Below are 14,956 nucleotides of genomic sequence, written 5' to 3'. Positions count from 1 at the left end.
TTGGGCGCGGCGAACCGCGCCCGTGAGTAGTTAGAAGCGGAAGGTTGCGGTAGCAACAACCTGACGTTCCGCTCCCCAGTAGCATGCGTACTCGCTATAGCAGCTGGAGACATATTCGCGGTCAAACAGGTTGTTGACGTTGACGCCGACCGAAGACCCCGGCAGACCAAAGCGCGCCAGATCGTATTTCACCGTCGCATCCATCAGCGCATAACCGGCCACATTGAAGGAGTCATTTTTCTTACCGGTGCTGGTGTCATTTTTGTAGTAGCTGACTGTAGAACCGATATAACGCGCGCCCGCGCCAATGGTCAACCCGCTGAGCGCAGTTTCGTGGAAGGTGTAATCCGCCCACAGCGAGGCCATATTACGCGGCACTTCCGCCGGGCGCTTGCCTTCGAAGACGGTGTCGTGGGTGTACTCGGCATCGGTGTAGCTATACGCCGCGGTCAGGTTGATATTGGCATTGACCGCCGCTTTCGCCTCCAGCTCAAAGCCGCGGGAGCGGATTTCACCGGTTTGTACGCTGAACAGTCCGGTCGGATCGTTCGGGTCTGCCGTCAGGTTCTTATCTTTAGTCAGCTGATAGACCGCCGCGGTTACCACCACCGGCATATCTTTCGGCACATACTTCACGCCGGCTTCATACTGCTTTCCGCGCGACGGATCGAACGGCTTGCCGGTGCTATTGGAACCCGATACCGGTTCGAACGATTCGCTGTAGCTGAAGTACGGGGAGATGCCGTTATCAAATAGATAGTTGATACCGCCGCGCCAGCTGAACTGCTGGTCGTGATTCTCCGCCATGCTGCTGGTGGAACGGGTGAAGGTAGACGTGGTGGCGTAATCGTAACGACCGCCTAAGGTCATCACCCACTTATCCCACTCCATCTGATCCTGCGCGTACAGCCCCGTCTGCTCCATACGGTTAAGGACCGCATACGGGAAGTTGACGTTCACGTTTGGATTGCCGTACTGCGGATTGGTCATGCTAATGGCATCGGCCGTACCGTAATCTGCATCAACGTCGTTACGCATCCGCGAGTAGTCGACGCCGGTCAGCAGCGTGTGATTCACCGCGCCGGTGGCGAAATCAGACTGCAGTTGCGTATCAACGGTAAAGGTATTCAGGTGCTCATCGGAACGCACGTAGGCACGATTGATTTTTCCCGGCTCCTGGTAACCATTGCCGTAGACCGAACGATACAGCGTATGCACGTCGGCATAGCGCAGGTTCTGACGCACGGTAAAGGTGTCATCGAACTGGTGGGAGAAACTATAGCCAACCATCTGCTGGCGACGCGCCATCTTGTTATCGGACTCGCCTTCGTTGAAATCGGTCGGCAGCTTGTGGGCCTTACCGTTGGCATCGTAATACGGCACCACGGTGCCTTCACGCGGCAGCCAACCGTAATAGCCGGCATACGGGTCATTCTGGAAGTTGCTGAGGAAGGTGAAATCGGTTTTATCATCCGGACGCCAGCTGAAAGACGGAGCGACGGCGTAACGGGTCGATTTCGCCATCTGCTGCTGCGCATCCTGGCTGCGGCCTAATCCGGTCAGGCGGTAAGACCACACGCCGTCATCATCGATGGCGTCGCTGAAGTCGAAACCGGTTTGCCACAGGTTATCGGTGCCCATCTTAAACTGTACTTCTTTCAGCGGTTCGGTGGTCGGACGCTTGCTGACCATGCTGACGATACCGCCCGGGTTGCTGTTGCCGTACAGCACCGAAGTTGGCCCGCGCATCACTTCCACGCGTTCCAGGAAATACGGGTCCATGGAGACTTCAGAGTAGTTGTTACCCTGCAGCTTCATGCCATCCAGATACTGGTTGGTGTTCACCGTGCTGGATGTGGTGAATCCACGAATGGTGACTACATCATAGGTGGTCGAGCTACCGCGGGTAGAGAATACGCTCGGGGTGTATGAGAGCGCTTCTTTAACCGTTGTCGGCTGCTTCATGTCCATCTCTTCGCGGGTCACCACGGAGATAGACTGCGGCGTTTTTTCAATGGGAGTATCGGTTTTGGTCGCCGTGGCGGAACGCTTCGCCGCGATAGTCGGAGCCGGTCCCCAGGCGCTTTCCTGGCTGGCGGGCGCCGCGGTAACGACGAGGGTTTCTTCTTTCGGTTGTTCCGCAGCCTGTGCATAGACAGACATGCCGCTAACCGCCGTGGCTACTACGACTGCGATTTTACGCAGCGAGTGATTTGGCTGAGCAGTTTTAAGACGCGCCATTGGTATATCTCTGATGAAAGTGAATGATAACGTAAACGAGAATTATTATTATGACGGGTGACATAATAGGCGAAACGCGGAATCTAAGGCAAGCGCTATGCCGGGAACGAAATGCCAAGGGATTAATAAATAACCAGACGGTTATTAGGGAGTTATCACGGTGTTACGCAGATGCCCACAATAAAAAAGCCCCTTAATACTTTCGTATTAAGGGGCTGTTCAGACGTTCAGCTTAAACGGTTTTAGTTGCCGCCAAACATATCTTTAATCCAGCCGGCCACGCCATCGCTCTTCTCCTGCTTCGCAGGTTGCTGCTGTTGCTGCTGCGGTTGGTTAGCAGGCTGCTGCTGCCCGGACTGGTTGAACGGGTTATTGGCTTCCTGTTGTTGCTGCTGTTGCTGCTGCAGGGCTTCGCCCTGACGGCACAGCGCATCCGGCGAGGTGGTCCATACCGGCAAGGTACGCATACCGCCGCTGCACTGGAAGTAACCATTACTGTCCACGCCCATATCCACCACGTCTTCCGGCGGCGTCAGCGCCAGCGGCGTCGGGGTCTGGTTAGCCAGATAGCGCTGATAAATCGACATCGCGCCGCTGGCCCCGTACAGCTTGGTTGGCTGGTTGTTATCGCGGCCAACCCAGGTAATCGTCACCTGGCTGCCATCGATACCGGCAAACCAGGTATCCACGTTGTTGTTGGTGGTCCCGGTTTTACCCGCCAGATGCAGGCCAGGATACTTGGCGCCAAGCTGACGGCCGGTACCGCGCTGCACCACCTGCTGCATGGTCCACAGGGTCATATAGGCCGCCTGCGCCGGAACGGCGCGTTCCGCCTGCGGGTAGCTCTGGTACAGCACCGTACCATCTTCAGCAATCACGGAACGCAGCGCCGACAGCGTCGCGCGGTTACCGCCGCTGGCGATGGTCTGGAATGCCTGCGCCACTTCGATTGGCGTCAGGTTAAGGGCGCCAAGGATCATCGCTGGAACCGCATTCAGCTGGTCTTTCGGTACGCCCAGCTTCTGCCAGGTATCGGTGATCGCCGGCAGACCCAGCGACATCCCGAGGTTAACCGTCGGCACGTTCATCGAACGGGTCAGCGCATCCACCAGCATCACCTGACCGCTAAAACGACGATCGTCGTTCTGCGGCGACCAGGTCTGGCCGTTAGCCAGGCGGATCGTCACCGGCGCATCGGCAATCCATGTATTCAGGCGGTACTGGTTCGGCTGGCTCAGCGCGGTCAGATAAGTGGCCGGTTTCGCTAACGAACCAATCGAACGACGCGCCTGCATCGCGCGGTTGTAGCCGGCAAACTGCGGCTCCGCGCCGCCGACCATCGCCCGGACTTCACCGGTAAAGCGGTCGACCACCACCATGGCGGTTTCCAGATCCGGCAGCTTACGCTGTTTCTTCAGTACCGGGATCCCTTCAATGGCCGCTTTTTCCGCCGCCTCCTGAGCCACCGGGTCAAAGGTGGTAAAGATCTTCACGCCGGAGAGATCTTTCACTTTATCGCCCAGTTTCGCCTGCAGCTCCTGACGCACCATCTGCATGAACGCCGGCTGCGGAGAAATCACCCCGCCGCGCGGCTGCACGCCCAGCGGACGCGCGCTCAGCATATCGTACAGCTCCTGGTCGATAACATTCTGCTGCTGCAGCAGACGCAGCACCAGGTTACGCCGCTCCAGCGCCAGTTTCGGGTTACGCCACGGGTTGTAGATTGACGCGCCTTTGACCATCCCGACCAGCAGCGCCTGCTGGTCAAGGCTCAGCTCTTCCACCGGGCGGCCAAAGTAGTAAAGACTCGCCAGTGGGAAACCGCGGATTTCGTTATCGCCGCTCTGGCCGAGATACACTTCGTTCATATACAGCTCAAGGATACGATCCTTGCTGTAGCGGGCATCGACGATCAGCGCCATATAGGCTTCGTTGGCTTTACGCCAGTAGGAACGCTCGCTGGAAAGGAACAAGTTCTTCACCAGTTGCTGGGTCAGGGTACTCGCCCCCTGCACCGTACGCCCCGCCGTCAGGTTCGCCAGCACCGCGCGGCCCATTGAGTACAGGCTGATGCCGTCATGCTCGTAGAAGTGGCGGTCTTCGGTCGCCAGCAGGGTATCCACCAGCAGATCCGGGAAACCGCTACGCTTAACGAACAGGCGCTGCTCGCCGTTCGCCGACTGCAGCATGGTGATCAGGCGCGGATCGAGACGGAAGAAACCGAACTGACGGTTGTTATCCATATTCTCGATGGTATCCAGATGATCGCCATCAAAGGTCAGACGCGCGCGTACCTGCCCCTCTTTGCTATCCGGGAAATCGAACGGACGACGGATCATCTCGATGCTGTTAGCCTGTACGGTGTATTCGCCAGGACGCGTCATTGCGCTGACCTGACGGTACTGGGTCGCATTAAGCAGGCGCACCATCTCGTTTTTGCTGATCTGCATATCCGGCTCAAGGTTGACCATCCGGCCATACACTGCCGCCGGCAGTTCCCAGACTTTACCGTCAATGCGGCTGCGAATTTTCTGGTCGAGGTAGACGCCATAGGCGGCGATAATTACCGCAAAGACAATCCCCAGCTTGACCAGCAGCCACGGCCAGCTGCGCTTACGACGAGGCTTATTGCCTTTGCCCTTTCCTTTCTTCGGCATCGGTCGTTCATCCTCATAATCGTCATCGTAATCATCGTCGTAGTCCTCATCCCGGACCCGGCGACGGGTGACTTTTTGTTTTGCCGGGCGTGAAGGTCTCCCTTTACGTCCGATAGGCTCGCGGTCATCTCCCGCCATGCTTTTTCTCCGCAACTTTCAGGCGTAAAGGCCTGATTCTCAATACTTCCCCCTTTAGGAGGAAGAAGATATCTCTCAATTTCACACCCGCCGCGCTGCCGCGCCGACGTCTTTCATATCATCGTCGAAGAATAATTCATTAAACAAATCATATAATTATCTGTTTAAGCTGAAGAATATCTCCGGACATAGCACGAATTGTCCAGGCCACAGAGAATAGCACTAATCCGCGACATTCTTAACCAGCATTTTACAACCGCAAAACGCGATAAACGGTAAAATATGATGTTTTTTAATAACATAAATATTGCGCCGTGTGACTCAGGCCGCCGATTTTCAGAACTGCCTCGGCCGGCGCTGCATCTCAGGAATATTTTTTCGTCCGCCGGGTCGGCGCGGTATTCGCCGGGTCATCCGGCCAGACATGTTTCGGGTAGCGCCCCTTCATCTCTTTTTGCACCTCGCGGTACGCCCCTTGCCAGAAGGCGCTCAAATCGCGGGTAATTTGTAATGGTCGCTGCGCCGGCGAAAGTAATTCCAGCACCAGGGGAACCCGCCCTTCGGCAATGCGCGGCGTCGTCGCCTCGCCAAACATCTCCTGCATTCGTACCGCCAGCGCCGGCGGGTTATCTTCATGATAGCGAATGGCGATACGACTACCGGTCGGCACCGTGTAATGGGTCGGCAGCTCGCTATCCAGCTTCTGGCGTAACGTCCACGGCAGCCAGTTTTGCAGCGCCTGCCGCAGGTCCACCGCGTTAAGCGCCCGAAGCGAATGCACGCCGGTCATCTGCGGCAACAGCCATGCCTCCAGCGCAGCCAACAGCGATGCGTCATCAACGGCTGGCCAGCCTGCTTCCGGCAACCACTGCGCGGCGCAGTGCAGACGCAGGCGCAGTTGTTCAGCCTCCGGCGTCCAGTTCAACACCCTGAGCCCTTTATCGCGAATACCGTTGAGCATTGCCTGATGCAGCTCCGCTTCCGACGGCTTCGCCAACGGCTGGGTTTTTATCACCAGTTGGCCAATACAGTTACGCCGCCAGGCTTTTAACGTCCCCTGCGCTTCATCCCACTCCACGGTATCGGAGCGCTGTATCAGCTCAGGGCGCTGCGCGACGAGTTGGTCAATGTTCAGCGGCAGCGCCAGCAAAATTCGCGCATCGGGCGCCGAACTGCCCTGCAGCAGCAGCGGCGCAATTAACCATTCGTGACGGCCGAGCGCATCATCGGCATCCAGCATCGCGCCCATGCCGTTAGCCAACTGATAGCGTCCCTCCTGGCCGCGTCGACGGGCGATACGGTCGGCAAAGGCTGGAGCCAGCAACGCTGCCATCCGCTCAGCATCAGGCTGACCGCCTCGGCTGGCCAGCCGCTTCAATAACTGCTGCGCCCGCTGCTGCCAGTTGCCCTGCTGGCGGGCAAACGCGGCGCCTAAATCGCTGCTGCCGCCGCGCGGCGGCTCCTCAAGAATAGCCGCCAGTTTCGCCGCCGTCGCCGCGTCATCCGCGGAATCGGCCGCCGTCAACATGGCCGCCAGACGCGGGTCATTACCCAGCATCGCCATTTTGCGCCCGTGAGCCGAAAGGCGTTCGCCCTCCAGCGCCGATAACGCCGTCAACAGACGCCGCGCCGCCGCCAGATTTATCGCCGGCGGTAGATCCAGCCAGCGAAGCTCGGCCGGATCGCGGCAGCCCCACTGCAGCAACTCCAGCAGCAGACCCGACAGATCGCTTTGCAGAATTTCCGGATCGCTCTGCGCCGCCGCGCGCTCCGCCTGCTCTTTCGCCAGCAAATGCAGGCAGATCCCCGGCTCCAGACGCCCGGCGCGACCGGCGCGCTGGGTCATTGACGCCTGGCTTATCCGCTGGGTGATTAGCCGGGTCAGGCCGGTGCGCGGATCGAAGCGCGCGACCCGTTCCTGAGCGCTGTCGACCACCAGACGAATGCCTTCGATCGTCAAACTGGTTTCAGCGATATTGGTCGCCAGCACCACTTTGCGCATTCCGGCAGGCGCCGGGAGAATCGCTTTGCGCTGTTCGCTCAGCGGCAGCGCGCCATACAACGGGCATAACAGCACATCGCTGGCTACGCGCTCGCTTAATTGTTCCTGTACGCGCTGAATTTCGCCAACGCCCGGCAGGAATAATAGCATCGAGCCCTGCTCCTCACGCAGCAGATCCGCGGCGGCGATCGCTACCGCTTCGGCAAAACGCTGATGGGTCGCTAGCGGCGCAAAGCGACGTTCAACCGGAAACGCACGCCCTTCGGAAACTACCACCGGCGCTTCCGGCAACAGGCGCTGCAGACGATCGTTATCCAACGTCGCCGACATGATCAATAACTTGAGATCGTCACGCAGCCCCTGCTGGACATCCAGCAACAACGCCAGCGCCAGATCGGCCTGCAGGCTACGTTCATGAAATTCATCGAGGATCACCAGCCCCACGCCGGAAAGTTCCGGATCGTGCTGCAAAGTGCGGGTTAAGATCCCTTCAGTGACCACTTCCAGACGGGTATTTGGCCCTATGCAGCTTTCGGCGCGCATCCGGTAGCCTATCGTTTCTCCCGGTTTTTCTCCCAGCAGCTCCGCCAGGCGCTGGGCGACGTTACGCGCCGCCAGCCGCCGCGGCTCCAGCAGAATTATCCGGCCGTCGATGTTGCCGTCGGCGAGGATCTGTAGCGGCAGCCAGGTTGATTTACCCGCGCCGGTAGGGGCGTTAAGCAGCACCTGCGGCGCCTGCTGCAGGGCGGAAAGAAGTTCGGGAAGAATTGCGGCAACCGGCAATGAGGACACGAAAGGCTCCGGAGGTTAACATTCGAGGGCAAGCATTGTAGCATCCCCGTAATTCATTACCGAGTCTCTATCATGTCCGAGCCGAAACGGCTGTTTTTCGCTCTTGAACTGCCGAAAGCGATACAGAAACAGATTATTCACTGGCGCGCCGCCCATTTTTCCGACGATGCCGGAAGGCCGGTCGCCGCCGATAACCTACATCTGACGCTGGCGTTTCTCGGCGACGTCAGCGCTGAAAAACAGCGCGCGCTGTCGGCAATGGCCGGACGCATTCAACAACCGCCATTTACCCTGACGCTCGACGACGCCGGCCAGTGGCTGCGCTCTCGCGTAGTCTGGCTCGGTACCCGCCAGCCGCCGCGCGGCATGCTGCAGCTGGCAAATATGCTACGCGCTCAGGCGGCGCGAAGCGGCTGCTATCAAAGCCCGCAGCCGTTTCATCCGCATATCACCCTCCTGCGCGACGCCCGCCACGCGGTGCCGATCCCGCCGCCGGGTTTTTGCTGGCAGGTGCCGGTCAACGAATTCGTGCTTTATGAGTCCAGCTTTCTCCGCGGTCGCACCCGCTACAACGTGCTGGAACGTTATCCATTTACCAGGGAACTCTGATGCTGTTCACTCCGCCTTTGCAGTCCGCCACTTTAATTAAACGTTACAAACGGTTTCTGGCCGATGTCGTCACGCCGGAGGGCCAGGAGCTGACGCTGCACTGCCCGAATACCGGCGCCATGACCGGCTGCGCTGCGCCGGGCGATACCGTCTGGTATTCCACTTCCGATAATCCTAAACGTAAATATGCACATACCTGGGAATTAACTGAAACCCAACAGGGCGCGGTGATCTGCGTCAACACGCTGCGGGCCAATACTCTGGCGAAGGAGGCGGTACTCGCCGGAAATATCCCTGAGCTTGCCGGGTATAACATTCTGAAAAGCGAAGTAAAATATGGCGAAGAAAATAGCCGAATCGACCTTATGTTACAGGCAGAAGGCCGCCGTAACTGCTATATTGAAGTGAAATCGGTTACGTTGGCGGAAAAAGAGTACGGTTATTTTCCCGATGCCGTTACCGCACGCGGCCAGAAGCACCTGCGGGAGCTAATGAGCGTCGCGGCCGCAGGCCATCGGGCCGTGATTTTATTCGCCGTGCTGCATTCGGCGATAGACCGTTTCTCACCCGCGCATCATATTGATGCCAAATACGCACAGCTGTTGATAGAGGCGCAGGAAAAGGGGGTAGAAATTCTCGCCTGGAAAGCGGAACTTTCTACCAAAATGATGACTCTGAATAAGCCGATTGCCGTGGCGTTAACCCCCGGTAATTAAAAGGCTAAATTGTGTCCGGTTCGCGAGCGCAAATACGCTTTTCTTCACAGCGTTGTCAAGTGTAACGTTTAGATAATTGCTATCCGGAAAAGCATCTGCTATTTATAGCGGCCTGATTTTTCCCCCACATGGGGATCGATAGTGCGTGTTAAGGAGAAGCAACATGCAAGAAGGGCAAAACCGTAAAACATCGTCCCTGAGTATTCTCGCCATCGCTGGGGTGGAGCCGTACCAAGAGAAGCCGGGCGAAGAGTATATGAACGAAGCCCAGCTGGCGCACTTCAAGCGCATTCTTGAAGCATGGCGTAATCAACTCAGGGATGAAGTGGATCGCACCGTAACGCATATGCAGGATGAAGCTGCCAACTTCCCGGACCCGGTCGACCGTGCCGCGCAGGAAGAAGAGTTCAGCCTGGAGCTGCGTAACCGCGACCGCGAACGTAAACTCATCAAGAAGATTGAGAAAACACTGAAAAAAGTCGAAGACGAAGACTTCGGCTTCTGCGAATCCTGTGGCGTGGAGATTGGCATTCGCCGTCTGGAAGCGCGTCCAACAGCTGACCTGTGCATCGACTGCAAGACGCTGGCGGAAATTCGCGAAAAACAGATGGCGGGTTAATCCCAGCTACCTCACTCTCTGGCGGGAGTTTCTCCCGCCTGATTCCCCTTGTGTTTAACATGACCGACTCAGACTATATAGGGCGCTTTGCTCCCTCACCTTCCGGCGAACTCCACTTCGGCTCATTAATCGCCGCCCTTGGCAGCTATCTACAAGCGCGGGCGAAAGGCGGTATCTGGCGCGTACGCATTGAAGATATCGACCCGCCGCGGGAAGTTCCTGGCGCCGCCGACACCATTTTGCGACAGCTCGATCGCTACGGTCTGCACTGGGACGGCGAAGTACTGTGGCAATCCCAGCGGCACGATGCTTATCGCGAACGCCTCGCCTGGCTGCGCGATCGGGATCTTTGCTACTACTGCACCTGCACCCGCGCGCGCATTCACAGCGTCGGGGGGATCTACGACGGTCACTGTCGCGATTTGCGCCTTGGCGCCGAAAACGCCGCGCTGCGCCTGCGCCAGACCCGTCCGGTACTGGAATTTTATGACCAGTTGCGCGGGCCCCTAGTCGCCGACGAACCGCTGGCGCGGGAAGATTTCATCATCCATCGTCGCGACGGGCTGTTCGCCTATAACCTGGCGGTAGTGGTTGACGACCATTTTCAGGGGGTCAGCGAAATCGTTCGCGGCGCCGATCTTATCGAGCCAACGGTACGACAAATTTCGCTGTATCAACACTTTGGCTGGCCTGTACCAGACTACGTGCACCTGCCGCTGGCGCTGAATGCCGAAGGTAATAAGCTCTCAAAACAGAACCACGCCCCGGCCCTGCCGGAGGGCGATCCGCGCCCGGAAATTGTGCGGGCATTAACATTTTTGAATCAGGATGTCGTCGAGGATTGGCAAGCGCTGAGTATTGAAGATTTACTCAAACAAGCGGTAGCCAACTGGCAGCCTGCAAAAATCCAGCATTCTCAAATGGCTCCCGCTGAGCTATGATTAGCCGCTATTTTTGCTCGTCGCCCTTCAGGTTGCCCCTGAATTTGCCGTTTAAATGCAACCTGAAGCCCATAGAGTAATGTTTTATCCGAAGTTCGTCTGACACTACGAGGTGCACCATTTTTACCCGAGTCGCTAATTTTTGCCGCAAGGTGCTAAGCCGTGAAGAGCGCGAGGCAGAGGCTGCCGCCGTCGAACAAACGCATATGACGGTGATCCCGCGTGAACAGCATGCAATTTCCCGCAAAGATATCAGTGAAAACGCGCTCAAGGTGCTCTATCGACTGAACAAGGCGGGCTACGAAGCTTACCTGGTCGGCGGCGGCGTTCGCGACCTGCTGCTGGGCAAGAAGCCAAAAGATTTTGACGTCACCACCAGCGCGACCCCGGATCAGGTACGTAAACTGTTCCGCAACTGCCGCCTGGTCGGCCGTCGCTTCCGCCTGGCGCACGTGATGTTCGGGCCGGAAATCATTGAAGTCGCCACCTTCCGCGGCCATCACGAAGGCCACACCAACGACCGCGTCACCTCCCAGCGCGGCCAGAACGGCATGCTGCTGCGCGATAACATCTTCGGCTCTATCGAAGAAGATGCCCAGCGCCGCGACTTCACCATCAACAGCCTTTATTACAGCGTGGCGGATTTCACCGTACGTGACTACGTTGGTGGAATGCGCGATCTGCAGGAAGGGGTAATTCGCCTGATTGGCGACCCGGAAACCCGTTACCGTGAAGATCCGGTGCGTATGTTGCGCGCGGTACGCTTCGCCGCCAAACTCCATATGCGCATCAGCGCCGAAAGCGCCGAGCCAATTCCGCGTCTGGCCGCCCTGCTACACGACGTACCGCCAGCGCGTCTGTTTGAAGAAGTGCTGAAGCTGCTGCAGGCAGGTTATGGTTATGAAACCTATCAGCTGCTGCGCGAATACAGCCTGTTCCAGCCCCTGTTCCCGACAATCACCCGCTACTTCACCGAGCGCGGCGATAGCCCCATGGAACGTATCATTATCCAGGTGCTGAAGAATACCGATAACCGCCTGCATAACGATATGCGCGTCAATCCAGCGTTCCTGTTCGCGGTCATGTTCTGGTATCCGTTGCTGGAAATGGCGCAGAAAATCGCGCAGGAGAGCGGGCTGGCCTATTACGACGCCTTCGCGCTGGCGATGAACGATGTACTGGATGAAGCCTGCCGGACGCTGGCAATCCCTAAACGCATCACCACCCTGGTGCGCGACATCTGGCAGTTGCAGCTACGTATGTCCCGCCGTCAGGGCAAACGCGCGTGGAAACTCATGGAGCATCCGAAGTTCCGCGCCGCCTATGACCTGCTTGAACTGCGCGCAGGCGCCGAGAACAACCACGAACTGCAGCGCCTGACCAAATGGTGGGGTGAGTTCCAGGTGGCCGCGCCGCCGGAACAGAAAGATATGCTCAACGATCTCGGCGACGATCCCGCTCCGCGCCGCCGCCATCGCCGCCCGCGTAAACGCGCGCCGCGTCAGGGTAACGCATGACCCTGGTCTATATCGCCATTGGCAGTAATCTTGCCTCGCCGCTCGAGCAGGTGAATGCCGCTATCCGCGCGCTGGCCGACATTCCGGACAGCCGCGTGGCGAGCGTGTCTTCGCTGTACCGTACGCCGCCGCTGGGGCCGCAGGATCAGCCCGACTATCTCAATGCCGCCGTCGCGCTTGAAACCTCGCTCGCGCCAGAAGCGCTGCTCGATCACACTCAGCGCATTGAGCTGCAGCAGGGACGGGAGCGCAAAGCCGAACGCTGGGGGCCGCGTACGCTGGACCTCGACATCATGCTGTTTGGCGATGCGGTCATTAACAGCGAGCGTCTGACGGTGCCGCACTACGATATGAAAAATCGCGGTTTTATGCTCTGGCCGCTGTTTGAAATCGCCCCACAGCTCCACTTCCCCGATGGCCTCGCCCTTCGCGCCGCGCTGGAAAATCTGGGCGCCGAAAAACCCGCTCTCTGGTAACCCCTACTCCCTTTTTTAGCATTTACGGCGATAGTGGTAATCGGTTGCCCAAAATCATTGCCCCCCTGAATGCTGCTGTTAGAATGCCGGTTAATATGACTTTCATCATCAGGAAACGTTATGAAACCGACCACCATTGCCCTGCTGCAGAAATGCAAACAGGAGAAAAAGCGCTTCGCCACTATCACCGCCTACGACTACAGCTTCGCTAAGCTTTTTGCCGATGAAGGCATTAACGTCCTGCTGGTGGGCGATTCGCTGGGGATGACGGTACAGGGCCACGACTCCACGCTGCCGGTGACCGTTGACGATATCGCTTACCACACCCGCGCGGTTCGTCGCGGCGCGCCGAACAGTCTGTTGCTCGCCGACCTGCCGTTTATGGCCTACGCCACGCCGCAGCAAACTTTCGAAAATGCCGCCGTCGTGATGCGCGCCGGCGCCAATATGGTCAAACTTGAAGGCGGCGCGTGGCTGGCTGATACCGTCAGGATGCTGGCGGAACGCGCGGTACCGGTTTGTGGTCACCTCGGCCTGACGCCGCAGTCGGTGAACGTTTTTGGCGGCTATAAAGTTCAGGGGCGCGGCGATGCGGCGCAGGCGCTGTTCGATGACGCGTTAGCCCTGGAAGCGGCTGGCGCGCAGCTGCTGGTGCTGGAGTGCGTGCCGGTAGAGCTGGCAAAACGCATTACCGAAGCGCTGACGATCCCGGTTATCGGCATCGGCGCAGGTAACGTCACCGACGGGCAAATCCTGGTGATGCATGACGCTTTCGGGATCACCGGCGGCCATATTCCTAAATTCGCGAAGAATTTCCTCGCAGAAGCGGGCGACATCCGCGCCGCGGTACGGCAGTATATTGCCGAAGTCGAATCCGGGGTCTATCCGGGCGAAGAACATAGTTTCCATTAAGGAGTCTTGTTGTGCTGATAATTGAAACCCTGCCGCTGCTGCGCCAGCATATCCGTCGTTTACGCCAGGAAGGCAAGCGCATTGCGCTGGTTCCCACCATGGGCAACCTGCACGATGGCCATATGAAGCTGGTCGATGAAGCCAAAGCCTGCGCGGATGTCGTGGTGGTCAGTATCTTCGTGAATCCGATGCAATTTGACCGCCCGGACGATCTGGCGCGCTACCCGCGTACGTTGCAGGAAGATTGCGAAAAGCTGAACAAGCGTAAGGTCGATTTTGTCTTTGCTCCCGCGCCAGCAGAAGTGTATCCGCAAGGTACCGAAGGACAAACCTTCGTTGATGTCCCTGGTCTGTCGACCATGCTGGAAGGCGCCAGCCGTCCAGGCCACTTCCGTGGCGTCTCGACCATTGTCAGCAAGCTGTTCAACCTGGTACAGCCCGATGTCGCCTGCTTCGGCGAGAAAGATTTCCAGCAGCTGGCGCTGATCCGCAAAATGGTCGCCGATATGGGCTACGACATCGAGATCGTCGGCGTGCCGATTATCCGCGCGAAAGACGGCCTGGCGCTAAGTTCGCGCAACGGTTATCTGACCGCCGAGCAGCGTAAAATCGCCCCGGGTCTGTACAAAGTGCTGAGTTCGGTGGCGGACAAACTTGCCGCTGGCGAGCGTAACCTCGAGGAAATCATTGCCATCGCCGAGCAGGAGCTCAATGAATCAGGTTTTCGCGCCGACGATATCCAGATCCGTGATGCCGACACCCTGCTGGAGCTCACGGATGCCAGCAAACGCGCGGTGATCCTGATGGCGGCATGGCTGGGCCAGGCGCGTCTGATTGATAACAAAATCGTCAAGCTGGGCCAGTAGCCTGGAACGAAAAATCGGGTTATTTTCTCAAAGCGGATGCCGTGTCCGCTTTGCTACATAAAGGTTGGAAGGTAGAAGTTATGATGCGTAATATGCTGCAGGGCAAGCTCCACCGCGTTAAAGTCACGCAGGCTGACCTGCATTACGAAGGGTCCTGCGCCATTGACCAGGATTTCCTCGAAGCGGCCGGTATTCTGGAAAATGAAGCCATTCATTTGTGGAACGTGACCAACGGTAACCGTTTCTCGACTTATGCGATCGCCGCCGAGCGTGGTTCGAAGATTATCTCCGTCAACGGCGCTGCGGCGCACTGCGCAAGCGTCGGCGATATCCTCATTATCGCCAGCTTCGTGACCATGTCTGACGAAGAAGCCCGCACCTGGCAGCCGAAGATCGCCTATTTCGAAGGCGATAACGAAATGAAGCGCCAGGCGAAAGCTATTCCGGTGCAGGTCGCCTGATTCTTACGG

Annotated in this window: 12 protein-coding genes; 9 read left to right on the top strand and 3 right to left on the bottom strand. The window is 58.0% G+C overall.

Annotated features, from left to right (window positions below):
• Window positions 1–30: 30 nt before the first annotated feature.
• The 3 genes from fhuA to hrpB form a co-directional block, all read right to left on the bottom strand.
• Complete coding sequence (gene fhuA, locus PGR79_RS17485; RefSeq protein ID WP_087860853.1) at window positions 31–2,241, bottom strand: ferrichrome porin FhuA; 2,211 nt, start codon at window positions 2,239–2,241, stop codon at window positions 31–33.
• 242 nt (window positions 2,242–2,483) lie between these two features.
• On the bottom strand, window positions 2,484–5,036 hold the full coding sequence (gene mrcB, locus PGR79_RS17480) for a bifunctional glycosyl transferase/transpeptidase (protein WP_271031945.1): 2,553 nt from the start codon (window positions 5,034–5,036) through the stop codon (window positions 2,484–2,486).
• A gap of 364 nt (window positions 5,037–5,400) precedes the next feature.
• Window positions 5,401–7,830 carry an ATP-dependent helicase HrpB gene (gene hrpB, locus PGR79_RS17475; protein WP_308958183.1) on the bottom strand — a complete coding sequence of 810 codons (2,430 nt, stop codon included), beginning with the start codon at window positions 7,828–7,830 and terminating at the stop codon, window positions 5,401–5,403.
• A gap of 72 nt (window positions 7,831–7,902) precedes the next feature.
• Between hrpB and thpR the strand changes: the two genes are divergently transcribed.
• The 9 genes from thpR to panD all read left to right on the top strand — a co-directional run bounded on the left by thpR (window position 7,903) and on the right by panD (window position 14,947).
• A complete protein-coding gene (thpR, locus tag PGR79_RS17470) occupies window positions 7,903–8,439 on the top strand; it encodes an RNA 2',3'-cyclic phosphodiesterase (RefSeq protein ID WP_087860857.1) in 537 nt (178 codons plus the stop codon).
• On the top strand, window positions 8,439–9,155 hold the full coding sequence (gene sfsA, locus PGR79_RS17465) for a DNA/RNA nuclease SfsA (RefSeq protein ID WP_045390098.1): 717 nt from the start codon (window positions 8,439–8,441) through the stop codon (window positions 9,153–9,155). Before thpR ends, sfsA begins: the two co-directional genes overlap by 1 nt.
• A 163-nt stretch (window positions 9,156–9,318) precedes the next feature.
• Window positions 9,319–9,774, top strand: coding sequence for an RNA polymerase-binding protein DksA (gene dksA, locus PGR79_RS17460; RefSeq protein ID WP_007373199.1), 456 nt, complete (start codon window positions 9,319–9,321; stop codon window positions 9,772–9,774).
• Between the two features lie 59 nt (window positions 9,775–9,833).
• Window positions 9,834–10,715, top strand: a complete 882-nt coding sequence (gluQRS, locus tag PGR79_RS17455) for a tRNA glutamyl-Q(34) synthetase GluQRS (protein WP_430922144.1) — start codon at window positions 9,834–9,836, stop codon at window positions 10,713–10,715.
• Window positions 10,716–10,834: 119 nt separating this feature from the next.
• Window positions 10,835–12,232: a polynucleotide adenylyltransferase PcnB gene (pcnB, locus tag PGR79_RS17450; protein ID WP_087860859.1), complete on the top strand. Its 1,398-nt coding sequence runs from the start codon at window positions 10,835–10,837 to the stop codon at window positions 12,230–12,232.
• Window positions 12,229–12,708, top strand: coding sequence for a 2-amino-4-hydroxy-6-hydroxymethyldihydropteridine diphosphokinase (gene folK, locus PGR79_RS17445; protein ID WP_047065193.1), 480 nt, complete (start codon window positions 12,229–12,231; stop codon window positions 12,706–12,708). The genes pcnB and folK overlap by 4 nt, the downstream gene beginning before the upstream one ends.
• A 120-nt stretch (window positions 12,709–12,828) precedes the next feature.
• Window positions 12,829–13,620 carry a 3-methyl-2-oxobutanoate hydroxymethyltransferase gene (panB, locus tag PGR79_RS17440; RefSeq protein ID WP_213794588.1) on the top strand — a complete coding sequence of 264 codons (792 nt, stop codon included), beginning with the start codon at window positions 12,829–12,831 and terminating at the stop codon, window positions 13,618–13,620.
• Between the two features lie 11 nt (window positions 13,621–13,631).
• On the top strand, window positions 13,632–14,486 hold the full coding sequence (gene panC / locus PGR79_RS17435) for a pantoate--beta-alanine ligase (protein WP_113374427.1): 855 nt from the start codon (window positions 13,632–13,634) through the stop codon (window positions 14,484–14,486).
• An 80-nt stretch (window positions 14,487–14,566) separates the two neighbouring features.
• Entirely contained in the window at window positions 14,567–14,947 is a 381-nt protein-coding gene (gene panD / locus PGR79_RS17430) for an aspartate 1-decarboxylase (RefSeq protein WP_087860863.1), read from the top strand.
• Window positions 14,948–14,956: the final 9 nt, after the last annotated feature.

The sequence above is a fragment of the Klebsiella sp. 141161 genome, assembly GCF_050600815.1.
Taxonomy (GTDB): Bacteria; Pseudomonadota; Gammaproteobacteria; order Enterobacterales; family Enterobacteriaceae; genus Klebsiella; species Klebsiella aerogenes.
This window is presented reverse-complemented; position numbering and strand designations above follow the sequence as displayed.